Source organism: Microbacterium sp. K36, from assembly GCF_004794355.1.
Taxonomy (GTDB): Bacteria; Actinomycetota; Actinomycetes; order Actinomycetales; family Microbacteriaceae; genus Microbacterium; species Microbacterium paraoxydans_D.
In genome coordinates this window covers 1-24,013 of record NZ_SSDN01000039.1, presented here as the reverse complement: position 1 = coordinate 24,013, position 24,013 = coordinate 1, and the positions used below count along the sequence as shown (strand labels likewise).

The 24,013-nt window shown below is 72.4% G+C and carries 28 protein-coding genes; 16 read left to right on the top strand and 12 right to left on the bottom strand.

Features of this window, described 5'->3' with window-relative positions; translation table 11 throughout:
* The 7 genes from DW296_RS02210 to DW296_RS02180 all read left to right on the top strand — a co-directional run.
* The coding region (locus DW296_RS02210; protein WP_136050903.1) for an ATP-binding cassette domain-containing protein at positions 1-1,199 on the top strand (1,199 nt) is incomplete at its 5' end.
* Between the two features lie 149 nt (positions 1,200-1,348).
* Complete coding sequence (locus DW296_RS02205) at positions 1,349-5,932, top strand: ATP-dependent helicase (RefSeq protein ID WP_136050902.1); 4,584 nt, start codon at positions 1,349-1,351, stop codon at positions 5,930-5,932.
* A gap of 55 nt (positions 5,933-5,987) precedes the next feature.
* Positions 5,988-6,236 carry a type II toxin-antitoxin system Phd/YefM family antitoxin gene (locus tag DW296_RS02200; RefSeq protein ID WP_136050901.1) on the top strand — a complete coding sequence of 83 codons (249 nt, stop codon included), beginning with the start codon at positions 5,988-5,990 and terminating at the stop codon, positions 6,234-6,236.
* Positions 6,233-6,499, top strand: coding sequence for a Txe/YoeB family addiction module toxin (locus DW296_RS02195; protein WP_136050900.1), 267 nt, complete (start codon positions 6,233-6,235; stop codon positions 6,497-6,499). The genes DW296_RS02200 and DW296_RS02195 overlap by 4 nt, the downstream gene beginning before the upstream one ends.
* A 19-nt stretch (positions 6,500-6,518) precedes the next feature.
* Positions 6,519-7,313 (top strand): EI24 domain-containing protein, encoded by a 795-nt coding sequence (locus DW296_RS02190; RefSeq protein WP_136050899.1) that lies wholly within the window; start codon positions 6,519-6,521, stop codon positions 7,311-7,313.
* Positions 7,313-8,086 (top strand): DNA-formamidopyrimidine glycosylase family protein, encoded by a 774-nt coding sequence (locus DW296_RS02185; protein WP_136050898.1) that lies wholly within the window; start codon positions 7,313-7,315, stop codon positions 8,084-8,086. The genes DW296_RS02190 and DW296_RS02185 overlap by 1 nt, the downstream gene beginning before the upstream one ends.
* Before the next feature lie 81 nt (positions 8,087-8,167).
* Positions 8,168-8,575, top strand: a complete 408-nt coding sequence (locus DW296_RS02180; protein ID WP_136050897.1) for a DapH/DapD/GlmU-related protein — start codon at positions 8,168-8,170, stop codon at positions 8,573-8,575.
* Positions 8,576-8,581: 6 nt separating this feature from the next.
* Here the strand turns inward: DW296_RS02180 and DW296_RS02175 are convergent, their stop codons facing one another.
* Together DW296_RS02175 and DW296_RS02170 are read right to left on the bottom strand one after the other, a co-directional pair.
* Positions 8,582-9,241, bottom strand: coding sequence for a LuxR C-terminal-related transcriptional regulator (locus DW296_RS02175; RefSeq protein WP_136050896.1), 660 nt, complete (start codon positions 9,239-9,241; stop codon positions 8,582-8,584).
* Positions 9,234-10,457, bottom strand: a complete 1,224-nt coding sequence (locus DW296_RS02170; protein ID WP_136050895.1) for an ATP-binding protein — start codon at positions 10,455-10,457, stop codon at positions 9,234-9,236. The genes DW296_RS02175 and DW296_RS02170 overlap by 8 nt, the downstream gene beginning before the upstream one ends.
* A 114-nt stretch (positions 10,458-10,571) precedes the next feature.
* Here DW296_RS02170 and DW296_RS02165 point away from each other — a divergent pair, with 114 nt between their 5' ends.
* From DW296_RS02165 to DW296_RS02150, 4 genes are read left to right on the top strand one after another with little or no spacing between them, the layout of a single operon-like run.
* Positions 10,572-12,134: a PspC domain-containing protein gene (locus DW296_RS02165; protein ID WP_136050894.1), complete on the top strand. Its 1,563-nt coding sequence runs from the start codon at positions 10,572-10,574 to the stop codon at positions 12,132-12,134.
* Positions 12,131-12,406, top strand: coding sequence for a hypothetical protein (locus tag DW296_RS02160; protein WP_136050893.1), 276 nt, complete (start codon positions 12,131-12,133; stop codon positions 12,404-12,406). Before DW296_RS02165 ends, DW296_RS02160 begins: the two co-directional genes overlap by 4 nt.
* A 10-nt stretch (positions 12,407-12,416) precedes the next feature.
* Positions 12,417-13,166, top strand: coding sequence for a LysR substrate-binding domain-containing protein (locus tag DW296_RS02155; RefSeq protein ID WP_136050892.1), 750 nt, complete (start codon positions 12,417-12,419; stop codon positions 13,164-13,166).
* 40 nt (positions 13,167-13,206) lie between these two features.
* Complete coding sequence (locus DW296_RS02150; protein ID WP_136050891.1) at positions 13,207-13,923, top strand: glutamine amidotransferase-related protein; 717 nt, start codon at positions 13,207-13,209, stop codon at positions 13,921-13,923.
* A gap of 2 nt (positions 13,924-13,925) precedes the next feature.
* Here the strand turns inward: DW296_RS02150 and DW296_RS16630 are convergent, their stop codons facing one another.
* Genes DW296_RS16630 through DW296_RS02140 form a run of 3 tightly spaced genes read right to left on the bottom strand, consistent with a single transcriptional unit; the run spans position 13,926 to position 15,606 of the window.
* The gene (locus tag DW296_RS16630) at positions 13,926-14,087 is read right to left on the bottom strand and encodes a hypothetical protein (RefSeq protein ID WP_240742959.1); all 162 of its coding nucleotides are present in this window, start codon (positions 14,085-14,087) and stop codon (positions 13,926-13,928) included.
* On the bottom strand, positions 14,084-14,395 hold the full coding sequence (locus DW296_RS02145) for a hypothetical protein (protein ID WP_240742958.1): 312 nt from the start codon (positions 14,393-14,395) through the stop codon (positions 14,084-14,086). Before DW296_RS02145 ends, DW296_RS16630 begins: the two co-directional genes overlap by 4 nt.
* Positions 14,392-15,606 (bottom strand): cation:proton antiporter, encoded by a 1,215-nt coding sequence (locus DW296_RS02140; protein ID WP_136050890.1) that lies wholly within the window; start codon positions 15,604-15,606, stop codon positions 14,392-14,394. Before DW296_RS02140 ends, DW296_RS02145 begins: the two co-directional genes overlap by 4 nt.
* Before the next feature lie 83 nt (positions 15,607-15,689).
* On the opposite strand from DW296_RS02140, the gene purU reads away from it, so the two are divergent.
* Positions 15,690-16,541 (top strand): formyltetrahydrofolate deformylase, encoded by an 852-nt coding sequence (gene purU, locus DW296_RS02135; protein ID WP_136050889.1) that lies wholly within the window; start codon positions 15,690-15,692, stop codon positions 16,539-16,541.
* An 11-nt stretch (positions 16,542-16,552) separates the two neighbouring features.
* Here purU and DW296_RS02130 read toward each other — a convergent pair whose 3' ends face one another.
* Genes DW296_RS02130 through DW296_RS02120 form a run of 3 tightly spaced genes read right to left on the bottom strand, consistent with a single transcriptional unit; the run spans position 16,553 to position 18,265 of the window.
* A complete protein-coding gene (locus DW296_RS02130; protein WP_136050888.1) occupies positions 16,553-16,942 on the bottom strand; it encodes a type II toxin-antitoxin system VapC family toxin in 390 nt (129 codons plus the stop codon).
* Positions 16,939-17,196, bottom strand: coding sequence for a type II toxin-antitoxin system Phd/YefM family antitoxin (locus DW296_RS02125; protein ID WP_136050887.1), 258 nt, complete (start codon positions 17,194-17,196; stop codon positions 16,939-16,941). Before DW296_RS02125 ends, DW296_RS02130 begins: the two co-directional genes overlap by 4 nt.
* A gap of 31 nt (positions 17,197-17,227) precedes the next feature.
* Entirely contained in the window at positions 17,228-18,265 is a 1,038-nt protein-coding gene (locus tag DW296_RS02120; protein WP_136050886.1) for an NAD(P)H-dependent flavin oxidoreductase, read from the bottom strand.
* A 93-nt stretch (positions 18,266-18,358) separates the two neighbouring features.
* Here DW296_RS02120 and DW296_RS02115 point away from each other — a divergent pair, with 93 nt between their 5' ends.
* Both DW296_RS02115 and DW296_RS02110 read left to right on the top strand, forming a co-directional pair.
* Positions 18,359-18,631 carry a DUF6412 domain-containing protein gene (locus DW296_RS02115; protein ID WP_126893882.1) on the top strand — a complete coding sequence of 91 codons (273 nt, stop codon included), beginning with the start codon at positions 18,359-18,361 and terminating at the stop codon, positions 18,629-18,631.
* A gap of 64 nt (positions 18,632-18,695) precedes the next feature.
* On the top strand, positions 18,696-19,460 hold the full coding sequence (locus tag DW296_RS02110; RefSeq protein WP_136050885.1) for a YidC/Oxa1 family membrane protein insertase: 765 nt from the start codon (positions 18,696-18,698) through the stop codon (positions 19,458-19,460).
* Positions 19,461-19,482: 22 nt separating this feature from the next.
* On the opposite strand, the gene DW296_RS02105 is transcribed toward DW296_RS02110, so the two are convergent.
* The 3 genes from DW296_RS02105 to DW296_RS02095 form a co-directional block, all read right to left on the bottom strand.
* On the bottom strand, positions 19,483-20,400 hold the full coding sequence (locus DW296_RS02105; protein WP_136050884.1) for an EamA family transporter: 918 nt from the start codon (positions 20,398-20,400) through the stop codon (positions 19,483-19,485).
* Between the two features lie 59 nt (positions 20,401-20,459).
* Positions 20,460-21,359 carry an SDR family oxidoreductase gene (locus DW296_RS02100; protein WP_136050883.1) on the bottom strand — a complete coding sequence of 300 codons (900 nt, stop codon included), beginning with the start codon at positions 21,357-21,359 and terminating at the stop codon, positions 20,460-20,462.
* 111 nt (positions 21,360-21,470) lie between these two features.
* Positions 21,471-21,809, bottom strand: a complete 339-nt coding sequence (locus DW296_RS02095; RefSeq protein WP_062632996.1) for a DUF7882 family protein — start codon at positions 21,807-21,809, stop codon at positions 21,471-21,473.
* Positions 21,810-22,007: 198 nt separating this feature from the next.
* Here DW296_RS02095 and DW296_RS02090 point away from each other — a divergent pair, with 198 nt between their 5' ends.
* Complete coding sequence (locus DW296_RS02090) at positions 22,008-22,541, top strand: FHA domain-containing protein (protein WP_136050882.1); 534 nt, start codon at positions 22,008-22,010, stop codon at positions 22,539-22,541.
* On the opposite strand, the gene DW296_RS02085 is transcribed toward DW296_RS02090, so the two are convergent.
* Positions 22,517-23,194 carry a DUF6766 family protein gene (locus DW296_RS02085; RefSeq protein ID WP_136050904.1) on the bottom strand — a complete coding sequence of 226 codons (678 nt, stop codon included), beginning with the start codon at positions 23,192-23,194 and terminating at the stop codon, positions 22,517-22,519. The two genes, DW296_RS02090 and DW296_RS02085, sit on opposite strands and share 25 nt — an antisense overlap.
* 265 nt (positions 23,195-23,459) lie before the next feature.
* Here DW296_RS02085 and DW296_RS02080 point away from each other — a divergent pair, with 265 nt between their 5' ends.
* A complete protein-coding gene (locus tag DW296_RS02080; protein WP_062633002.1) occupies positions 23,460-23,969 on the top strand; it encodes a CinA family protein in 510 nt (169 codons plus the stop codon).
* Positions 23,970-24,013: the final 44 nt, after the last annotated feature.

Here is a 24,013-nt window from a genome sequence, read left to right as displayed (position 1 = left end):
GGCTGCGGCGGGCTCCCATCACCCTCCTCGACGAGCCGACGAACAATCTCGACCGCGACGCCAGGGCGGCCCTCGCCGCGATGGTGCAGTCGTGGAAGGGCACGCTCATCGTCGTGAGCCACGACCTCGCTCTGCTCGAGCTCATGGACGACACCGCCGAGCTGTACGGACGGAACCTCTCCGTGTTCGGCGGCCCCTACTCCGAGTGGCGCGCGTGGCTCGACGCGGAGCAGGACGCGGCGAAGCAGGCCGAGGTCGCCGCCGCCCAGGTGCTCCGCAAGGAGAAGCGCCAGCGGATCGAGGCCGAGGTCAAGCTCGCCCACCGCGCCCGGACTGCGAAGAAGGCCGAGGTCGAGAAGCGCGTCCCGAAGATCGTCGCGCACGGTCGGAAGATGGCCGCCGAGGTGTCCGCGGGGAGGCTGCGCACCGAGGTCGGCGCGAAGGAGGACGCGGCCCGCGCGGCACACGATGCCGCGGGACGACGGGTCCGCTCCGACGCGTCGATGAAGATCGAGCTGCCGGACCCCGACGTGTCGCGGAGCCGCCGGATCGCCGAGCTCGGCGATCCGGAACGGTCGTGGGTGATCCAGGGTCCGGAGCGCGTGGCTCTCATCGGCCGCAACGGCGCCGGCAAGACGACGCTGCTGGAGCGGCTGGTCGACGGGGCCGTGCACAACTCAGGACAAGAGGCGCCGGAACGTCCGAATCCGACGCCGGAGGCGGAGATCGGGCGCGATCTCCTGAGTTGTGAACGGCCGGAGCTCCGGGCGGAGGCGCTCACCGACCGGATCGGCTACCTCCCGCAGCGCGTCGACGGTCTCGACGAAAGCCTGTCCGTCTTCGCGAACGTGGCCGCCGCGGCACCGCAGGTCCCGGAGAAGGAGCTCCGCAACCGGCTCGCCCGGTTCCTCATCCGGGGCGGGACGACCGACCGCCCGGTGTCGGCGCTCTCCGGCGGGGAGAGGTTCCGGGTCGCCCTGGCCCGGCTGCTCCTCACGGATCCGGCGCCGCACCTCGTCGTCCTCGACGAGCCGACGAACAACCTCGACCTCGACACGGTCGACCAGCTCGTCGAGGCGCTGCGGGCCTACCGAGGGGCGGTGCTCGTCGTGAGCCACGACGACGCCTTCCTCGCCCGGCTCGACCTCGACCTCACCCTGGAGATCGATGCCGACGGCGGGTTGCGGGAGGTCGGGTGACCCCATCCCTCGTTCCGCCTGCACGACCTGGGTCCGCCCGCACGACCGGAAGCGTGGTTCCGTCGTGCGGGCGGAACAGGGTCGTGCGGCGGGGCAGCCGGGTGTCAAGGTCCGAGCCGGATGTCGGTGGGGTCGGGAATGATGGAGGCATGAGCGACGTGCTCGACCGCTTCACCCCGGCCACACAGGACTGGTTCCGGGGTGCCTTCACCGCCCCCACACCGGCGCAGGCGGGCGCGTGGGAGGCGATCTCCGCCGGCAAGCACGCCCTCGTCGTCGCCCCGACCGGTTCCGGCAAGACCCTGTCGGCGTTCCTCTGGGCGATCGACAGCGTGTTCCGCGAGCGCGCCGACCCTCCGGAGGAGCCGAAGAAGGACGGGTCCCGCACGCGGATCCTCTACATCTCGCCGCTCAAGGCTCTCGGCGTGGACGTGGAGCGCAACCTGCGCTCGCCCCTCATCGGCATCGGCCAGTCCGCGCGGCGGCTCGGTCTCACCGCCCCCGGCATCACGGTGGGCGTCCGCTCGGGCGACACCACGTCGAGCGATCGCCGCAAGCTCGTGTCCGATCCCCCCGACATCCTCATCACCACGCCCGAGTCGCTGTACCTCATGCTCACGAGCCGGGCCGGCGACACCCTGCGCGACGTGCACACGGTCATCATCGACGAGGTGCACGCGGTCGCCGCCACCAAGCGCGGCGCGCACCTCGCGGTGAGCCTGGAGCGCCTCGACGCCCTCCGCCGATCCCACGGCGCGGAGACCGCAGCGCAGCGCATCGGCCTCTCGGCCACCGTCCGTCCGATCGACGAGGTGGCGCGGTTCCTCGGCGGCGCCGACCCGGTCGAGATCGTCGCTCCCCCGGCATCGAAGACCTTCGAGCTCGGCGTCGTGGTGCCGATGGACGACATGACCAACCCGCCACCCCCGCCCGGGGCGCCGCCGGAGGCCCCGGGGATCGATGCGGAGTACACCGAGGTCACCGGCTCGGTGTGGCCGCACGTCGAGGAGGCGATCGTCGACCGCATCCTCCAGAACAACTCGACAATCGTCTTCGCGAACTCCCGCCGCCTCGCGGAACGGCTGACCGGACGGCTGAACGAGATCTATGCGGAGCGGATCGGGGTCGCGCTTCCGGAGCCGACTGTGCCCGCCGCCATGATGGCGCAGGCGGGGTCCACCGCCGGCGCCGATCCCGTGCTCGCCAAGGCCCACCACGGCTCGGTGTCGAAAGAGCAGCGCGCGCAGGTCGAGGAGGAGCTGAAGTCAGGGGTACTCCGCTGCGTGGTCGCCACGAGCAGCCTGGAGCTCGGCATCGACATGGGCGCCGTCGACCTCGTGATCCAGGTCGAGGCGCCGCCGTCCGCGGCCTCCGGGCTCCAGCGCGTGGGACGGGCCGGGCACCAGGTCGGCGAGATCAGCCGCGCAGCCCTGTTCCCGAAGCACCGGGGCGACGTGCTGCATACGGCGATCGTGACGGAGCGGATGCTGGCGGGGAGGATCGAGGCCATCCAGGTGCCGCGGAACCCGCTCGACATCCTCGCCCAGCAGACCGTCGCCGCCAGCGCCTTGGCCCCCATCAGCGTCGAGGAGTGGTTCGAGACCGTCCGCCGCTCGGCCCCGTTCCAGTCGCTCCCCCGCTCGGCGTACGAGGCCACGCTCGACCTGCTGGCCGGCCGCTTCCCCTCCGACGAGTTCGCCGAGCTGCGGCCGCGCCTCGTCTGGGATCGCGACGCCGGCACGCTCACGGGCCGCCCTGGGGCACAGCGGATCGCGGTCACCAGCGGCGGCACCATTCCCGACCGCGGCCTCTTCGGCGTCTTCGTGGCCGGCGAGTCCACGGGCGCCCGAGTGGGTGAGCTCGACGAGGAGATGGTCTACGAGTCCCGCGTCGGCGACGTGTTCACCCTGGGCACGACGAGCTGGCGCATCGCCGAGATCACCCACGACCGCGTCAACGTCATCCCCGCCTACGGCCAGCCCGGCAAGGTGCCGTTCTGGCACGGCGACGGCATCGGCCGCCCGTTCGAGCTGGGCGAGGCGCTCGGGGCGTTCTCCCGCGAGGTGTCCGCCGCGAAGCCGGAGAAGGCGGAGCAGCGTCTCATCGCGGCCGGGCTCGACGAGCAGGCGCGCGCGAACCTCCTCGCGCATCTCTCCGAGCAGCGGGAGGCCACGGGCACCCTGCCGACGGACCGCACCCTGACCGTCGAGCGCGGACATGACGAGGTCGGCGACTGGCGGGTCATCCTGCATTCCCCGTACGGCATGAAGGTGCATGCGCCCTGGGCGCTCGCGATCAATGCGCGAGTGCGGGAGCGTCTCGGCGTCGAGGGTTCCGCGGTGGCCAGCGACGACGGCATCATCGTCCGCATCCCCGACGCCGAGTCGGACCCGCCCGGGGCGGAGCTCTTCGTGTTCGACCCCGACGAGCTCGAGCAGCTCGTCACGCAGGAGGTCGGCGGCTCGGCGCTGTTCGCCTCGCGGTTCCGCGAGTGCGCCGCGCGGGCGCTGCTCATGCCCCGCACGAACCCCAACCGCCGCACGCCGCTGTGGCAGCAGCGCCAGCGCTCAGCCCAACTCCTCGAGGTCGCACGCCGGCACCCGACGTTCCCCGTGATCCTGGAGACCCTGCGCGAGGTGCTGCAGGACGTCTACGACCTGCCCTCGCTGCGGAAGCTCGCGACGAGCATCGCCGACCGTCGCATCCGCCTCGTCGAGACCCAGCCGGGACAACCGTCGCCGTTCGCGCGCGACCTCCTCTTCGGCTACGTCGGCGCGTTCATGTACGAGGGCGACTCGCCGCTCGCGGAACGCCGCGCCGCCGCTCTCTCCGTCGACCCGGCGCTCCTCGGCGAGCTGCTGGGCACGGTCGAGCTGCGCGAGCTCCTCGACCCCGACGTCATCGCGCAGTTCGAGCGCGAGGCCCAGCGCCTCGACCCGGAGCGTCGGGCGCGCGGCCTGGAGGGCGTCGCCGACCTGCTCCGGCTGCTCGGCCCGCTCGACGCGGACGAGGTGGCGGCACGCCTCGATCCGGAGTCCACCGGCGGAGCGACCGCGGCGACGCTGCTCGACGACCTCGTGACCGCGCGGCGGGCCATCCCCGTCACGATCGCCGGCGTTGCCAGGGTCGCCGCGATCGAGGACGCCGGGCGCCTGCGCGACGCTCTCGGGGCCGCCCTGCTGACCGGCATCCCCGTGGCATTCCTCGAGCCCCTGGCAGACCCCCTGGGCGACCTCGTGGCCCGTCACGCCCGCACCCACGGCCCGTTCACCACCGCAGCCGTCGCTGAGCGCTTCGGCCTCGGCACCGCGGTCGCCCGGCACACCCTGCAGCGCCTGGAGACGAACGGCCGCCTCACGAGCGGGTACTTCCTCCCCACCGCGGCCGGCAGCGGCGACGACATCGAGTGGTGCGACACCGAGGTGCTGCGGCGGCTGCGCATGCGGTCGCTCGCGGCGATCCGCGGGTCGGTCGAACCGGTCTCCCCGGAGGCCTATGCGCGGTTCCTGCCGGACTGGCAGCACCTCGGTCGGCCCCTGGAGGGCATCGACGGCGTGCTCACGGTGATCGAGCAGTTCGCCGGCGTGCCCATCCCGGCCAGCGCCTGGGAGTCGCTCGTCCTGCCGTCGCGGGTGCGCGACTACAGCCCGGCGATGCTCGACGAGCTCACGGCCGCGGGCGAAGTGATCTGGTCCGGACACGGCACGCTCCCCGGGCGCGACGGGTGGGTCTCGCTGCACCCGGCCGATCTCGCCCCGTTCACCCTGCCCGATCCGGACGCGGAGATCGCCGCGGAGTCGCTGGAGGCGCGCCTCCTCGCGGCCCTCGCGGCTGGTGGCGCCTACTTCGCCGCGCAGCTCAAGGAGATGACCGGCGCCGAGAACGAGCAGTCGGTGCTGGAGGCCCTCTGGTCGCTGACCTGGTCCGGGCACGTCACCAACGACACGTTCGCGCCGATCCGCTCGCTGCTGACCGGGGGCTCTCAGGCCCACAAGGTCAAGCGCCGCGCTCCGCGTGCGCGCACCTATCGCGGCATGTCGCTCACGCGCACCGCGCCGCGCCCGACCTCCATCGGCGGTCGGTGGTCGCTGCTCCCCGAGGTCGAGACCGATCCGGCGCGCCGCGCGACCGTCACCGCCGGGCTGCTCCTCGACCGCTACGGGGTGGTCACCCGCGGAGCCGTGCAGTCGGAGGGCGTCCCCGGCGGTTTCGCGCAGGCGTACCGCGTGCTGGCCGGGTTCGAGGAGGCGGGGCACTGCCGTCGCGGCTACGTGATCGAGAAGCTCGGCGCCGCACAGTTCGCGGCATCGGCCACGGTCGACCGTCTCCGCACGTACGCCGGCCTCGCCGACCCCCCGCCGCGGAAGGCCGTCACCCTGGCGGCCACCGACCCGGCGAACCCGTACGGTGCGGCGCTCGGGTGGCCGAAGCTCGAGGGCGTGTCGCATCGCCCGGGGCGCAAGGCCGGCGGGCTCGTGGTGCTCGTCGACGGCGCCCTCGTCCTGTCGCTCGAGCGCGGCGGACGGACCGTGCTGTGCTTCACGGACGACGAGGAGGTGCTGCAGGCCGCCGCCGCCGACCTCGCGACGACGGCCAGGGACCGCCGCCTCGACACCCTCACCGTCGAGAAGGTGAACGGTGAGGGGGTGTACGGCACGATCCTCGGGCGGGCTCTGCAGGAGGCGGGTTTCGTGCAGACCCCGCGCGGTTTCACGCTCCGCAAGGCCGTCTGACCCCGGCATCACCACGACACGAGTGGTACCATATTCCGTACCAGAAGGGAACGACATGGCCATCACGACGAGCGAAGCGCGGCGGGATCTGTTCGGCCTGATCGAGCGGGTCAACCTGGATCACAGCGAGGTCGAGATCACGTCGCGCCGCGGCAGCGCCGTCCTCATGTCCAAGGCGGAGTACGACTCCCTGGTGGAGACGAGCTATCTGCTGCGCTCGCCCGCGAACGCCGGGCGACTCCTCAGCGCCCTCGCCGCTGCCCGCGACGGCGATGTCTCCGAGCACGACCTCGACGAGGCATGACGACTCGGCTGCTCGTCTGGACGCCGGAGGGATGGGAGGACTACGTCCACTGGCAGGCCGAGGACCGGCGCACTCTCAAACGGATCAACCTTCTGATCGCCGACACCCTCCGCGACGACCCCTTCCAGGGGATCGGCAAGCCCGAGCCTCTCAAGCACGCCCTCGCCGGCGCCTGGTCTCGGCGCATCGATGAAGCTCATCGCCTCGTCTACACGGCGACCGATCGCCACGTGACCATCCTGCAAGCCCGCTACCACTATTGACCACCCCTACCCTGGAGCCATGATCCGAGAGTTCGCCGCCGGCGTCCGCACCCTGTTCCGCGGGTTCGGCGTGTGGCGCACCCGTCCGGGGCTGATGGCGCTCGGGCTCGTCCCCGCGATCATCGCGCTCGTGCTCCTCGCCGCCGTCCTCGTGCCGCTGATCCTGTCGATGCCTTCGCTGTCGGCCTGGCTCACCCCGTTCGCCGACGGCTGGGTGGAGCCCTGGCGCGGCTTCCTGCGGACCGCGGTCAGCCTCGTGGTGGTCGCCGCCGCGCTCGCTCTGGCCAGTTCCGTGTTCAGCGCCCTCGCCCTCACGATCGGCGACCCGTTCTACCAGCGCATCTGGCACGCCGTGGAGAAGGATCTCGGCGACCCGCCCCCCGCCGACGGCGGCAGCTTCTGGACCACCGTCGGCGAAGGGCTCCGGCTCGTCGTGCTCGGCATCCTGATCGCCGTCCTCGTGCTCCTCATCGGCCTCGTTCCCGGTGTCGGCGGCGTCCTCGGCGCGGTGTCCGGCGTCGTCCTCACGGGCCGCCTGCTCGCGCGGGAGCTGACCGGTCGCGCCTTCGATGCCCGGGATCTCAGCCCCGCCGCTCGCGCTGCGCTGTTCTCGGGCAGTCGCGCCCGCGTGCTGGGCTTCGGCGTGGCCACCCAGCTCTGCTTCCTCATCCCGGGCGGCGCCGTCGCCGTGATGCCGGCCGCGGTCGCGGGAAGCACGATGCTGGCACGCGACATGCAGGTCCGCACCCCGCTCGCCGTCGCCGCCCCCGCGCCGACCCCGGGACCGCACGACCGCACACCCGGGGTCGCCTGATGCCCGAGGGCGATACCGTCTTCCGCACGGCCCGCCGTCTGGACGAGGCCCTCGCGGGCGGGGAGGTGACCCGCTTCGACCTCCGTGTTCCGCGCTTCGCGACCCTCGACCTCACCGGGCAGCGCGTGCAGGGCGCCGTCCCTCGCGGGAAGCACCTGCTGCTGCGGATCGGCGAGAGCACGCTGCATTCGCATCTGCGCATGGACGGCGCCTGGTTCGTGTACCGGCCCGGTGAGAAGTGGCGGCATCCCGCGTTCAAGGTGCGGGCGATCGTCGGCACGGCCGAACGCGAGGCCGTGGGCGTGGACATCGCCGAAGTCGAGGTCGTCCCCACTCGCGACGAGGACGACCTCGTCGGCTACCTCGGCCCCGATCCGCTCGCCGCCGACTGGGACCCGATCGAGGCCGTGCGACGACTCGGCGCAGACACTCGGGCCATCCACGTCGCCCTGCTCGATCAGCGCAACGTCGCGGGCTTCGGCAACGAGTACGCGGCAGAACTCCTGTTCCTCCGCGGAATCCTGCCGACCACGCCGACCCCGGAGGTCGACGTCGCCGCCCTGCTCGACCTGGGCGTGCGGACCATCCGCGCGAACCGCGACCGTCGCAACCGCACCTTCACCGGCATCGACCGCCCCGGGCAGGCCACGTGGGTCTACGGACGCTCCGGACGCCCCTGCCGACGCTGCGGAACGCTCATCCGTCGCGGGGAGCTGGGGGCGGATCCCACCCGAGAGCGGATCACGTTCTGGTGCCCTCGGTGCCAGCGCTGAGCCGTATCCATCCGCGGGAATGAATCTCCCCCTCCCGTGGTTGTTGATATATCCGGAGAACTCCGGAGCACGGGAGGAATCGTGGGCAAGAACTACGTCGACATCGAGAACGACCATGGAGCGACGCTGCGGTACCGCAAGCACGCCAACGGTCGCGGTCTCGTCGCGCATGGCGCCAAGGTGCATCCGAAGGCGCACATCGAGGCGGGAGCCTACATCGAACCGGGAGCACGCGTCGGGGCGGGGGCCATCATCGCCCGCGGTGCGTGGGTGGACGAGGATGCCGTGATCGGCGAGGGCGCGTACATCGACGCCCACGCGCACGTCGGGCAGGGCGCAGCGATCGGCGATCACGCGCACGTCGGCGTCCGCACCGACATCGGCGCCGGGGCCCGCATCGTGCGGGGCGCCCGCATCGGCGACGACGAGACGGTCGCGGCGGGGCTCACCGTCGCCACCGATCAGAAGGGCCTGTGGCTGGCGGCCTGACCGCTCTCAGAGCAGTCGCCGCTCCGACGCCCAGGCGGTGAGCTCGTGGCGGGAGGAGAGCTGCAGCTTGCGCAGCACCGATGAGACGTGGGTCTCCACGGTCTTGATGGAGATGAACAGCGCGGCGGCGACCTCCTTGTAGGCGTAGCCGCGGGCGATCAGTCGCATCACCTCCTGCTCGCGCGAGGAGAGGCGGTCGAGCTCGTCCGTCGCGGTGGCGGTCTCGCCGGCCACGGCGCCGAACGCGTCGAGCACGAATCCCGCGAGCCGCGGCGAGAACACCGCGTCCCCCTCGGCGACGGCGCGCACGGCGTCGCTCACCTCGCGGCCCGAAGAGCCCTTCGTGATGTAGCCGCGCGCCCCGGCCCGGATGACCCGGACGACGTCGGCCGCCGCATCGGAGACGCTCACGGCGAGGAACCGCGTCGTGGTCGGTCGCGTCCCTCGGATCACGGCCTCCCCACCCGTCGCGTCGTCGCCCTCACCGCCGGGGAGGTGCACATCGAGGAGCACCACGTCGGGGGCCGTCTGCACGATCGTGGCGATCGCCGAGGGCACGTCCGCCGCCTCGCCCACGACCTCGACGCTCGCATCGAGATCGGCCCGCAGGCCCGAGCGGAAGATGGAGTGGTCGTCGACGAGCACGACGCGGAGGCGGTCAGCCACGGGGCTCCTGTCGGCCGGCGCCCCGCTCCGGGGACGAGACGGTGGGCAGGCGCAGATGCACCTCGGTACCGGCGTCGTCGCTGCGCACCGAACCCGTGCCACCCGCGCGACGCAGGCGCCCGATGATCGACTCCCGCACCCCCAGACGGTCGCCCGGCACCTCGTCGAGCCGGAATCCGGGACCGCGATCGCGGACGAACACGTCGACGCCATCGACCCGACCCTCGATGTAGACGGAGATCTCGCCGCCCGCGTGCCGGGCGGCGTTCAGCATCGCCTCCCGGGCCGCGGCCGCCAGTTCCCCGCTCGCCCGCTCCGCCGACAGCCCGGCGGAGACCACGTCGATCCGGACCGGGTGGTCGATCTCGAGCGCTCCGGCGTAGTCCCGCAGGTCGGTCGGCAGGTCGCTGTCGGCCGGGGCATCGCCGTCGTACAGCCACGCGCGCAGTTCCCGCTCCTGCGCACGGGCCAGCCGTGCCGCCTCGCTCGATGCCCCGGCCCGGTTCTGGATGAGGGCGAGCGTCTGCAGCACCGAGTCGTGCAGGTGGGCGGCCATGACGCTGCGCTGCTCCTCTCGGATGCGACGCACGCGCTCCCCCGCGAGCTCCCGCCAGCGCGGGATGAGGGCCGAGGCCACCACCGCCACCAGCCCGGTCAGCGGGAGCAGCACGAGCACGACGCCCGAGCGTGCGATCGGCCACGAGAGGAGCAGGAGGACCACGAGGCCGAGGATGAGCACCGCGAGGATGCGGACGGTGGTGGTGTGCCGAGGACCGCGGGCCGTGTCGGTGCGATCGATGAGCGTCGCCCACAGCCCGGAGGCGGTCGCGCACAGCGTGGTGCCGCCGACGACCACGGCCGCCGTTCCCGGAGGGATCGAGCCGTTCAGCCAGTCGCTGCCCCCGCGCCACACCACGACGACGAGGGCGCCGACGGCCGCGGGGACCAGCAGGAGCCAGGCGACCGGGAGGCGACGCGTCGCCGTCGTCCCCTCCGACCACGGCATGAAGGTCCAGCACCAGGCGTACAGGAGCACACCCGCACCCCCGCAGAGCGTCAGGGCGACGAACAGCGCCCGCACCAGGCCCACGTGCACTCCGAGGTGTCGCGCGAGCCCGGCGCTCACTCCGGTCACGAGAGCCTCGCGATCGCGGGTCAGCGCCGGACGCACGGTCGCCGGCGCGGGGCCGGGGAGCGTGGAGACGGCGGAGGGCATACCGTCATCCAATCATCCGCCTCCCCTCTCCGGGACCTCCCCGGCGCGGAATCAGGGTGCGCTCAGGGGATCCCCCCATGGCCCCACGGCACCGCCGACCGCGAGGATCGACTCATGACGATTCCGACCGCTCCGCCACCGCCCGCCGACCACGAGGCGCCGGCACCGGATGCCCCCCGCCGACCGCGAGGCGCCGACCGATTCCTGCTGTGGGTCGCCGGCCTCGGTGTGGTCCGCACGGACGGCTGGCTGGGTGGCGTGGCCGCCGGCATCGCGATCCGCCTCCGCATCGATCCGCTGATCGTGCGCGGGGTCCTCGTCGTCGCGGCCCTCTTCGGTCTTCCGGCCCTGTTCCTGTACGCCCTCGCCTGGGCGGTGCTGCCGGACGTCGACGGCCGCGTGCATCTGCGCGATCTGCTGCAGCGCCGGTACGACCCCGTGCAGCTCGGCATCCTCGCTGTCGCCGTGATCGGCCTCTTCCCGACGGCGCCGCTCACCGGGCGCCTGTTCGGACTCGGCTACGACGGCTGGTCGGCGCTGTCGACGGTCACCTGGGTGGTCGGGCTCGTGCTCGCCGCCGCCTTGCTCTTCCTCATCGTGCGTGCCGCGCGCCGCACTCCGGGCGCTTCCGCGCCGGACCTGGCGGGGGCTTCCGCAGATCCGGCGGCCCCGGCTGCGTCCGTCCCCGACGCGGGTTCGGGTCCCGCCACGGGGGCGGACGCCATTCCTTCCCCGGCGACGAACGCTCCGGTCTTGGTACCGCTCGCCGACGCCGTCGGGCACGACGTCCTCGCCATCCCCGCACCTCCGGCCCCCCTGCCTCCGGGTACCCAGGACCCCGCCGCACTGGAGGCGTGGCGCGCCCAGCACGCCGCCTGGAAGGAGCAGGATCAGGCCTGGCGCCGCCAGCAGCAGGATGCGGAGCGCGCCGCACGCGACCAGCTCCGCCGGGAGCGTCAGGCCGAGGCGTCCGTGTTCGCCGCCGCAGCCGCGGAGCGCCGACGTATCCGCCGCGCGTCGAATCCGCGCGCCGGCTTCGCCTTCGTCATGACCGCCCTCGGACTCGCGATCGTCGTCGGCGCCGGCGTGGGACTCGCCGTCGGTGAAGCCCTCGGCGGCGCGCTGGGGCTGTTGTCCGGCGCGCTGGTCCTGGCCCTGGCGATGATCACGGCCGGAGCCCTCCGTCGCCGCAGTGGCGCCCTGGCCTTCCTCACCGTGCTGACGCTGGCCGCCGGTCTCCTCACGGGCTTCCTGTCCACGATGCCCGGCCTCACCCTCGGGTACGCCTCGCTCACGAACAACCAGGAGGCGCACGTGCGACAGCCGTTCGGCGACCTGTACCTGCAGCTCCACCGGCACGACGGCGGCCCCCGCCCCATCGAGATCGAGAAGGGCTCGGGCCGGACCGAGATCTTCGTCGACGCCGGCGTGCAGCTGCAGTTGCGCGGCACCGTCGGCGACGGAGTGGAGGTGAGCTGGATCCGCGTCGACCCGGACGATCCGATGGTCATGGACACCGGCGTCATCGCCGCGACGCCGCGGGGCGAGGAGAACGTCATCTCCGCGAACATCTCCGCCGGAGAGGGCAGTCCCTCCACGATCCAGCCCGTGACCATCGACCAGGCGAGCGGCCTCATCGTCGTGACCCTGCAGGAGCCCGAGGAGGGCCAGGAATGAGCACCGAGAACATCACCGCACCCCGGGTGCGCTGGGCAGCCGTCATCTGGGGGATGACCTTCGCCGCGGTCGCCGCAGGGGCGCTGTGGTTCCTCGCCGACGCGGAGCGCCGCGCCGCGCTGGCCGACGGCGTGGCGACGATGACTCCCGCCACCCTGCTCACGATCGTGCTCCTCACGGCGGGGGCCCTGTTCCTCGTAGGCGGTGTCGCCGGACTGGTCCGGCGGACCCAGCGGAACTCCCCCGCCGAGGACTCGGAGGACGCCGAGTAGCCTGGATCCCATGGCGCACCACGGACAACGACCCGCGAAGGGCTCCGGCAAGGGCTCACCCGCCCACCGGGGCCGTGCCGCGGGCAGCGGCTCACGCCAGGGGAAGCCGGCTTCGCGCCGCGCACCCCGCACCGAGAAGGTCGTGTTCGACGCTCCGGCCGCCGCACCCGAGGAACCGCGGACGTTCCGCCTCGGCGCCGTGCCCGGAGCGACGCCGGGCAGGTGGATCGACACCTGGAAGAGGCGTCTGCCCCACGTGGCCCTCGAGCTCGTCCCGATCGAGGTCGCCGGGCAGCGAGAGGCGCTCGACGATCTCGACGCGGCCCTCGTGCGGCTCCCGCTGGACGACGCGGCCCTGCACGTCATCGCGCTGTACGACGAGGTCCCGGTCGTCGTGGCCTCGACCGATTCGCACCTGCTCGCGGCGGACGAGCTGACGACCGCCGACCTCGACGGCGAGGTGCTGCACTCCCTGTCCGACGACGTGCTCGGGCCGGTGGAGGTGCCGGGCACCGTCCCTGCACGCGGCGGACCCCTGTCGACCGCCGACGCGATCGCCACGGTGGCGACGGGTGTCGGCATCGTCCTCGTGCCGATGTCGCTGGCCCGACTGCACCACCGGAAGGACGCCGACTACCGGGTCCTCGCCGACGGCCCGGTCTCGACCGTGGCCCTCGCCTGGCCCCGTGCCCGCACGACGCCCGATGTGGAGACGTTCGTCGGGATCGTCCGTGGCCGCACCGCGAACTCCTCGCGTTGAGCCGTCGGGCCGGCACCCTCCCCCTCGTTAGAATCGCCTGATGGCCTCGCTTCTCTACGTCTGCGTGCGACCCGAGACCGGGGCGGCGGATGCCGAGCACGCCTCGTTCCGGCGGGCGCTCGGAGTCGACGTGGTCGATCGTCTCGATCTGCTGCACGAGCCGCTGACCGAAGCCCATCTCGACCGCTACCGCGGTGTCGTCATCGGCGGTTCTCCCTTCAACGTCACCGACGTCGAGAAGACCCCGGTGCAGCGGCGCGTGGAGGCCGATCTGGAGACGCTCGCCCGCGCCGCACGGGAACAGCGGATCGCCGCGTTCTTCACCTGCTTCAGCATCGGGGTGCTCACCCGGCTCCTCGGCGGCGAGGTCGTGACGACCATGCCGGAGGCGGCGAGCGCGACGGTCATCGACACGACGCCCGACGGCGCGGTCGATCCCGTGTTCGGCCCCTCCGGCCCCGCGCTCACCGTGTTCACCGCGCACAAGGAGAGCGCCGCGACGACCCCGCCCGGGGCCGTCCTGCTCGCCACCAACGCGACCTGCCCCGTGCAGGCCTACCGGGTGGGCACCCACCTGTACGCCGCGCAGTTCCATCCCGAGCCGACACCGCGCGACTTCGCCGACCGGATGACGTTCTACCGCACCACGGGGTACTTCGATCCGGCGCAGTTCGACGCGGTGCAGCAAGAGGTCCTCGCGGCCTCGGTCACCGAGGGCACCGCCCTGCTCCGCCGCTTCGCCGAGCTGTTCGGCTGAGATCAGGACGGCGAGTCGCCGCGGAGCAGCGGGACGCGCTCACGCAGGTAAGCCTCCAGCGGCATGAAACCGCCCGCCTGACTCCAGCGCACCGACGGCACGCCGTCGATGAGCGCGAGCGGACCGGAGGAGCCTCCGGCGTCCACCGCGTCGACGTCGATCACGCTCCAGCCGACGTGCACGACATCCCCTTCGCGGAAGCCGCCGCGGAGGCGAGGGCCCGGCGCTCGGCCCGTGCGCGCGCCGACTCGGCGGTGTATCCCCGACGCCCCGGGTCCGCCGCGCGGAGCACCTCCGCCGTCGCCAGGGCATGCGTGTCGGTGAGCAGGATGACGCCGAGGTGCCAGGCCTCGCCGACCCGGACGATCCGCCGCCCGCGCCAGCGCGAGTCCTTCTCCTCGCCGAGGCCCTCGCGGGGTGCGCCGGCGAGATCCTGCACGGCCTGGGTCAGGAGGCCTGAGGCGGTGCTCACAGCTCCCCCAGCGTGGTCTGGTCGGCGAGGCGCGGGCCGGCGACCTGGGCACGATCGCCACGCAGCGTCATCCCGATCAGCGGGTACAGGAGCACCGACAGCATGCCCGCCCCGACGAGCGCGGCCGCGGTCCCGGAGTCGAGCATGTCCTGATCCACGCCGATCGCGGTGACCGCGACGATGATCGGCAGCCCGGTGGCCGCGAGCAGGCCGAGCGCGGCACGGTCGCGTCCGCTCGCCCCCGCCGGAGCGGACAGCTGGGCGGCCGACCCGCGGATCACCAGGAGCGCCAGCAGGAACACCGACACCAGGGACATCGCCGAGGGAGACGTCAGCAGCGCCTGCAGGTCGAAGGTCACCCCCGTGTAGAGGAAGAACACCGGGACGAGGAAGCCGAAAGCCAGCCCCTCGATCTTGCTCTCGACCTCTGCCGCATCCTTCTCGGGCGCCCGCGCCATGATGATGCGCCAGATGGCCCCCGCGACGAAGGCGCCGAGGAGCATGTCCAGGTCGAGCATCACGCTGAGGCCGACGAGGGCCGCGATGAGGAGGATCACGAAGCGCACCCCGAACTGGTCGGAGGTGTGGAGGGTCGCGCGCACGATGCCGTGCAGGCGCCCGTGCGGCACCCGGTGCGCGACGAGGACGGCGAGTCCCGCCAGCACGACGAAGGTCAGCAGCACCGCCGTCGCCAGGGGTGTCGTCCGGGTGCTGAGGAAGATCGAGATCGCGATCAGCGGCAGGAACTCCCCCACAGCGCCGATGGTGCTGATGGCACGGCCGAACGGAGTGTCCAGCTCCTTCGCATCGCGCAGGATCGGCATCAGCGTGCCGAGAGCGGTCGAGCTCAACGCGATCCCGATGACCACCATCCCCTCGCCCGGGGCGAAGAAGAATCCGAGCCCGATGCCCAGCAGCACGCTGAGCAGCCAGCCCAGCGACGCCCGGGCCAGGGGCTTCCCTGCCACCTGGCGGAAGTCGATCTCGGAGCCGGCGACGAAGAACAGCACGGCCAGGCCGAAGTCGCTGAGCTTCTCCAGGAGGGGTCCTGGTTCCACCCAGCCGAGCACGGCGGGACCGACGAGGATCCCGAGGACGAGCTCGAACACGACGATCGGCACCCGGACGAGCGGACGGACGCCGCGTGCGAGAAGCGGTGCGGCCACCGCCAGCAGCGGGATCAGCACCAGTCCGACGTCGCTCGCATCCACGGTCTCAGGGTAGCGACGCCGCGGGCGATTCGCTCCCCACCCGCGCGGCACGGCAGAATCGATGCACACCCCGAGGAGCAGCCATGACCCAGCCCGATACCGCCCGCCTGCTGATCGCCTGCGACGACCAGCCCGGCATCGTCGCCGCGGTCGCCGGCGTGCTCGCCCGGCACGGGGCCAACATCATCTCGCTCGACCAGCACTCGACCGACTCCGAGGGTGGCCGATTCTTCCAGCGGACGGTCATCCACCTCGACGGTCTGTCCGCCGCGCGCCCCGCCCTGGAGGCCGACATCGCGACGGTCGCGGAGCGCTTCGGCATGGAGTGGTCGCTGCACGACGTCGCGCGCCGCAAGCGCGTGGCGATCTTCGTCTCGAAGTACGACCACTGCCTAATGGAGCTGCTGTGGCGCACGCAGCGGGGTCAGCTCGACATCGACATCACGATGGTCGTCTCGAACCACCCGGACCTCGCCGAGGCCGTCCGCTCCTTCGGCGTGCCGTTCGTGCACATCCCCTCGACGGACAAGCAGGCGATGGAGGAGCGTCAGCTCGACCTGCTCCGCGGCAACGTCGACCTCGTCGTGCTCGCCCGGTACATGCAGATCCTCAGCGACGACTTCATCACGCGGCTCGAGGCTCCGGTCATCAACATTCACCACTCGTTCCTGCCCGCCTTCATCGGCGCGAACCCCTACGCCAGGGCGAAGGAGCGCGGCGTGAAGCTGATCGGGGCCACGGCGCACTACGCCACGGCCGACCTCGACGAGGGGCCCATCATCGAGCAGGACGTCACGCGGGTCACGCACTCCGAGTCCGCGGCCGAGCTGCAGAGCCGGGGCGCCGACGTCGAGCGTCTGGTGCTGGCACGGGCCGTGCAGTGGCATGCCGAGGACCGGGTTATCGTTCACGGCCGCTCGACCGTCATCCTGTAGCGCTCCGCCACTCAGCGGTCGAGGATGTCCACGGCGAGCCCGTGCGACGCGGCTGCGAGGCGCTTGTCGTTCGTCCACAGCTCCGTGCACCCCGACAGCTGTGCGGCGGCGAGGTGCAGCGCGTCAGGGGTCTTCAGGCCGAAGTCGGCCCGGAGTTCGGCCGACCGGACGAACGCGGCCGTATCGAGCGCGACGATCTCCATGCGCTCGAAGAGAGCCAGGTACCGATCGCGGAGCTCCGGATTGCGCTCGCGGGCGGGGAGCACGAGGCATTCGTGGAGCGCCAGCGGACTCGACGCCACCTCGTCATCGACGTCGCGGAGCGCCTGACGCACGGCATCGCCCCTCGGACCGCGGTCCTCGATGGCGTAGATGAGGATGCAGGAGTCGAGATAGATCATTCCCAGGCGTCCCGGTTCTCGACGACCTGAGCGTCCAGCTCCTCGGCGGTCCGTGCGAGCCGCGGCGGAAGCGGATGCTGTTCGATCCACTCGACGAGGAGGCGGCCGCTCCGCACCACGTCGACCGTCCCGATGGGGACCAGACGGGCGACGGGAGTGCCCCGTTTCGTGATGACGACGTCCTCACCCGCCTGGGACTCGGCGATCAGGCGCGAGAGGTTGTTGCGCGCTTCCAGAACGTTCTGCGTGGACATGACGCCATTCTAGCCAGGAACCTGGCGTTCCTCACCGGGTGGGGACTCCGGCGGCAAGCTCTGCGAAGACCTCGGCGGCGGTCGTCCCCCGGGCGAGAGGGGCGGCCTGCCCCATCCACAGCGACTGCAGCTCGCCGAGATTCTGCTCTCCTGCCGCCGTGCGGAAGCGCCCGGTGAGCCAGTTCTGCATCGGGAACGGGGCGATCGTGCCGCTCGCCTCGATCGCCCGCACCGCGCGGTTGCGGGCTCCGCGGGCGAGTCGTCCGCTCATCGCCCTGGTCAGCACGGTCTCGTCGGCGGCGGTGGTCCGGATGGCGTCGCGGTGCGCGGCCGTCGCGGCGGACTCGGCGGTCGCGAGGAACGCCGTCCCCACCTGCACGCCGGAGGCACCGAGGGCGAAGGCCGCAGCGACCCCGCGGCGGTCCGCGATCCCGCCGGCGGCGATGACCGGCACGTCGACGGCGTCCACGACCTGCGGCACGAGCGCGACGGTGCCCACGAGCGACTCGGCAGCGGGGCGGAGGAAGGACACGCGATGCCCGGCCGCCTCGGCTCCCGAGGCGACGACCGCATCGACTCCGGCCTCGGCGACCGCGACGGCTTCCGCGACGGTGGTGGCGGTGCCCACGACGCGGATGCCGCGGTCCCGGGCCTCGGCGACGAGAGCGGCGGACGGCACTCCGAACACCACGCTCAGCACAGCCGGGGCGACCTCCCACACCGCGTCGAGCTGCTCGTCGAGGTCGGGGGTGTAGCGCTCGGGGCGGGCCGGCACCGAAACCCCGACGGCCTCGTAGAACGGCTCCAGCGCCTGGGCGAAGACCGCGTGCTGCGGGTTCGGCGCGACCTCATCCCCCAGGGGCAGCCAGATGTTCAGGGCGAAGGGACGGTCGGTGGCGCGGTGCAGTTCGGCTCCGACCGCGCGGATCCGGTCGCCGTCGTACCCATACAGCCCGTACGACCCCAGCCCGCCGGCCGCACTGACCGCCGCCGTCAGCTCCACCGACGAGCTCCCCCCGAACGGTCCCAGCACGATCGGATGCTCGACTCCCAGAAGTTCTGTCGCCATACCCCGACCGTACGCCCTTCGAATCGCCTGAATGGCTCCATCGGCGGCCCGGATACAGCAATTCAGGCGATTCGAACGGGGTAAGCTCGCGGCATGAGCGAGTGGTTCGGGCAGATGCTCGGCTTCGTCGCGGCCGCGATCGGCCTCGTGACGGTGCCGGATGCCGCCGCGCTCGGCCTCGCGATCGCGCTGCTCGCCGTCACCGTCCTCACACTCGCGCTCGTGCTGAGCGTGCGCCACCAGACCTCCGCCGATGCCCCGCACCCGCTGCGGGCGATCGATGTCGGAACGCTCCTCCCGCAGAGCGATCCGGATGCCGCAGGACACCCTCGTCCGCGAGCGCCGGGAGTCGCGACCGCCGCGTAGTCCGTCCGACCGGGACCGCGCGGCCTTCGCCGACCCTTCCCGACCTCACCGAACGGACCTTCCCGTGGACATCTTCGCCTTCCCTCCCCTCGCCGCGCTCCTGGACGCCGCCTACGGTGCCCTGAACGGCCTCTCCACCCTTCTCGAACCCCTCGCCGGCCCCTCCGCCGCCGCCCTCGCCGTGGTCCTCGTGACCCTCCTCGTGCGCGCCCTCCTCATCCCCGTCGGCATCTCCCAGGCCCGGGCCGAGCAGACCAGGGCCCGCCTCGCCCCGAAGCTGCGCGCGCTGCAGCAGCGCCACCGGAAGAACCCGGAGCGCCTGCAGCAGGAGATGATGGCGCTCTACCGCGCCGAGAACACCTCGCCCTTCGCCGGGATGCTGCCCGTGCTGGCGCAGGCACCGGTCGTCGGCCTGCTCTACACACTGTTCCTGCGACCGGAGATCGCCGGACACCCGAACGAGCTGCTCACCCACGACCTCTTCGGCGCCCCGCTCGGCACGAGCCTGGTGTCGGCCCTGTTCGGCGGCACCGCGACCCCGGCGACGTTCGCGGTCTTCGGCGTGCTGCTGGCCGTGATGATCGCCACCGCCGAGGTCACCCGGCGGGTGTTCCGACCGGCCCCCGTCGAGGGCGACGACTCCCCGCTCAGCTCCCCCGGCATGCTCCGGATGATGGCGGCGCTGCACTACCTCACCGCGGTCTTCGCGGCCTTCGTGCCCCTGGCCGCCGCGCTCTACCTCACGGTCACGGTGGTGTGGACCCTCGTGCAGCGGGTGATCCTGCGCCGCCGTTACCCGCTGCCGGAGCCGGTGGCCGTCCGCGCATGAGAGCCGCCCGACCGGAAGGGCGTCAGTCGGGAAGCGGGATCGGCGCGGTGAACGGTCCCGCGGGGCCGTCATCCCTCCGGTCGCGGCGCACGCCCAGCGTCGTCCCCACGCTCGCGGCGATCACGAGCGCCACCGCGAGCAGCCGCAGCGGCGTGGCGTCCTGTCCGAGGATGAGCCACCCGGCGAGGGTCGCGAACGCGGGCTCCAGGCTCAGCAGCACGCCGAACACCCGCTGCGGGAGCCGTCGGAGCGCCGCGAGTTCGAAGCTGTACGGGATCACGGACGACAGCACTGCGGTGACCGCGGCGAGCAGGAGGAGCTGCGGGTCCAGCGCCACCGTCGCCGCCGCGGGCACGCCCACGGGGATGAGGAGCACGGCCGCGACGACGAGTCCCATCGCGAGCCCGCTGCTGCCGGGAATGAGGGCGCCGACGCGCGCGCTCATCCGGATGTACATGACCCAGAACCCGGCCGCGATGAGGATGAAGACCACGCCGAGCGGATCGAGGGGCTCGGCGCCGACGAGGCCGTCGACCCCGAGCAGCGCCATGCCCAGCAGGGCCACGCCCACCCAGACCGCGTCGGCGAGACGACGGGTCAGCACGGCGGCGAGCACGAGGGGCCCGAGGAACTCGATGGCCACGGCCGGCCCCAGGGGGATACGGTCGATGGCCGCGTAGAAGAACCCGTTCATCGCGGCCAGGGACACCCCGAACAGCACGGCGGCGAGCCACTGCGACCGGGTCCAGGCGCGGGGCCGCGGGCGCACGATGACGACCAGCAGCAGCGCGGCGATCGCGACGCGGAGCGACGTCACGCCCCACGGCCCGAGGACGGGGAAGAGCTGCGCGGCCACGGCGGCGCCGAACGGCAGCGAGAGGCAGGATCCGATGACGAGCGCGACGCCCACGAGGGGTCCGGATGCCGCGGGTCTCTGCACCAGACAAGCTTAGGCGGCGGGGCCCCGCCTCCCCGCCGCCTGCGCCGTCCTCGCGCGGATCAGAGCGGCTTGCCACCCGTCACCGCGAGCACCGCGCCGGATACGTACGACGACTCCGCCGAGGCGAGGTACACGTACGCGCCGGCGAGTTCTGCGGGCTGCCCCGCGCGTCCGAGCGGGGTGTCCTGACCGAACGTCTCCAGGCGCTCCGGCCCCCATCCGGTCGCGGGGATCAGCGGCGTCCAGATCGGGCCCGGCGCGACGGCGTTGACGCGCACGCCGCGTGGCCCGGCCTCCTCGGCGAGCGCCTTGACGAACGCGACCTGCGCCGCCTTCGTCATGGCGTAGTCGATAAGCCCCGGTGACGGCTGCGCCGACTGCACCGACGAGGTCACGATGATGCTGGATCCGGGCTCGAGGTCGGGGAAGGCGGCACGGGCCGAGAACACGAGGCCGGCGAGGTTCGTGTCGAACACGCGGCGCATCTTCTCGGTGTCGAGGTTCTCGAACCCGTCGATGTCGTGCTGATAGGCCGCGTTGAGGACCAGCACGTCGAGGCCGCCGAGCTCGCGGCGCGCGCGGTGCACGGCGTCGGTCGCGAAGGCCTCCTCGCGGACGTCGCCCGGGATGCTGACGCCGGTGCGACCGGCTTCGCGGACGAGCGCGAGCGTCTCCTCTGCGTCCGCCTGCTCCTCGGGCATGTGCACGATGGCCACGTCGGCACCCTCGCGGGCGAAGGCGATGGCGACCGCCCGTCCGATGCCGGAGTCGCCGCCGGTGATGAGGGCACGCCGCCCCTCGAGCCGCCCGTGGCCGACGTAGGACTGCTCGCCGTGGTCCGGCTCCGGGGTCGTCTTCTCGGTCAAGCCCGGCTGGTCCTGGCTCTGCGCCGGGAATCCGTCCCCGTGGTGGGCGTGTCGGGGGTCGGTGAGGCCGCCGTCGCGGGTGGTGTCGGTCATGTCCGCTCCTCCTGTCATGGGCTGTCGATCAGGTCGTGATCGAGCCTCGCGGCTTCGGAGGGCGGACGGCAGGGGGTTGACAGCCCGGGGCGGTCTCCGCGAAAGCGGGTGTCAGCCGGCGGAGGGGACGTCGCCGTGCGGGGGCTCGGCACCCTCGGCGGGCTCGGGGACGAGGTAGAGCCCGCTGGGGGAGTTCGCGGTGAAGGCGAGCGCTTCGACCCAGGCCCGGTTGACGGCGGGCTGGCGGCTGCCGAAGTACTTGAAGACGAGCGAGCTGCCCGGCTGGATCCAGACGGTGGTCCGGCCGCCGCCGACGCTGGCGTCCTCGCGCCAGCTGAACGGGAACGGCTCGCCGCGACGCAGCTTGGCCGTGATGACGAGCTGCAGGTGCGTGAGCGCCCGGTCCTCGATCTCGGTCTTCACGCTGCCTTCGTAGATGAACTTGCCCATCGGGTGATGCTCCTCGGTCGGGTGGTCCTCAGCCCGGCGGCCACTGCCGGGATCGGCCTATGGGTAGAGGGTAAGCCCTCGGACGGGGCGCACGGCAAATCAACCGGCAAGGGAGGCACGGATGCCGAAGTCAAGGCCCTGCGCACGATCCGCGCGGCGATTAGCCTCGAATCATCGACACCCGAGGAGGGCACCGCCATGACTGACCGCCACATCGACGACCGTCCCGAGGAGGGCTACACGCCCGGCACCACCCACGCCGAGCGCGGCGCGGGCAACCCGCGACTGCGCGTGCGGCGCGACGACGAGCGCACGGAGTTCGCGCTCGACGTGGAGGAGGTCCGCATCGGCTCCGCCGCGGGCAACGAGCTGCGCCTGGCCGACACCGAGCCCGTCCATGCGACGGTCGTGCACGACGACCGCGACGAGTACGTCGTGACCCTGCACGCCGACGGCGAGATGAACTCCAACCCCGACGCCGACGCGACCCACCCCGGCGAGCGCACGGAGACGCTGCGTACCGGATCGCGCTTCACGGTGGGCCCGTGGGAGCTGGTCTTCGCCCGCGAGGAGTTCGCCGACCACGGCCGTCCCTTCGGCGGACGCCAGGGCGGCGAGTACTCCGACCAGCCGCTGCAGGAGGCGCGTCCGGGCTACGACGCCGACGACGAGCGGCTCTCGCAGGCCGACGTCAACGACGAGCGGTCTCAGTCGGATTCCAAGGCCGACTGATGGTGCGGGGTGCCGACGGGCTTCGACTCCGCTGACCCCCGCTGCCGCAGGTAGATGGCGAACGCGACCATCGTCCCGACCGCGAGGAACTCGGACTGCCAGTTCTGCAGCGTGCGGTCCCAGAAGTCGGAGCTGGTCACGTAGTCACCCCAGGTGATCGCGGCGAGGCCGTGCATCGCGTTCTCCTCGTTCATGACGACCGTCCCGGCGAGCGACTGCGCGAACCAGGACAGCACGAACACCGCCCCCATCACGAGCAGCAGCGAGTTGCCGAACACCGCCGCTCGCCATCCGCCCGCCCGGGCCCACCGCGGAGAGTCCGGGCGGGCGTGCGCGCCGACGAGCTGATCCGCGTCACTGCCCGGGCCCTCGTCGCCGGGCTTCTTCGACTCCGGCGACCCCTTCTGCACGAACCAGATCGTCGCGGCGATGAAGAGGAAGAACTGCAGGAACTCCGACTGCCAGTTCTCGGCGACGTCCACGGCGAAGTCCGACGACCAGAGGAAGTCGCCGAAGCCGATCGTGGGCCGCCCATGATCGAGGAGCTCGTCGTTGTTGCGGAGGTAGCCGGCGACGGCCTGGCCTGCCAGCGCGAGCGCGAAGAGCGCGAGGAAGAAGAGGCTGAGGGCGTGGTCCTTGATCCGCGAGCCCATCGTCATCGCCCTCCCAGCGGCAGGCCGATCATCACGGCGAGACCGACGCCGATGATCCCCGCCCAGATCCAGAAGACCGCCCGCATTCCGGCGGTGTCCCGCGTGTCCTCCGCCATGTCCGCCTCCTTCGTCGGTGCGACTCCCTCGACGATGGCGCCCGGGACGACGGCCCTCCAGGGGCTTGACGCGGACGCCGTTGTCAATCCCCTGCGACAGGGCGCCGCGGGGTCCGTAGCGTAGGGGAACCGACGAGAGGAGCGCCCCGATGACCGCACCGAACGAGACCCCCGACCTCGAACACCTGGGCGAGCTCGCCCGCAGTCGAGGTCTGCGCGTGAGCGTGGCGGAGTCGCTCACCTCCGGACGCCTCGCGAACACGATCGGTGCGGGCGAGGGCGCCTCGGGCTGGTTCGCCGGCGGCATCGTCGCGTACTTCACGGAGGTCAAGGAGAGGGTGCTGGGGCTCACCCCGGGCACCGACCCGACCTCCGCCGCCTGCGCGGAGCAGCTCGCCAGGGGGGCGCGGGAGCTCTTCGACGCCGACATCTGCGTCTCGACGACCGGCGTGGGCGGACCGGGTCCGGAGGGCGGCCACCCCGCGGGCACGGTGTACCTCGGCTGGGCGACCGCCGACGACGCCGGGCACCGGAGGCTGGCCCTGACCGGTGACCCGGACGAGATCCTGTCGGCGAGCGTCGACGCCGCGGTGCGGCTGCTCGCCTTCCACGCCGAAGGACTCCACCCCGCAGGGCCCCGGCGCACCGGGTCCGACTGAGGCTCAGCGCCCCGGCACCAGCCCGACCGCGGAGCGGCGGGCCG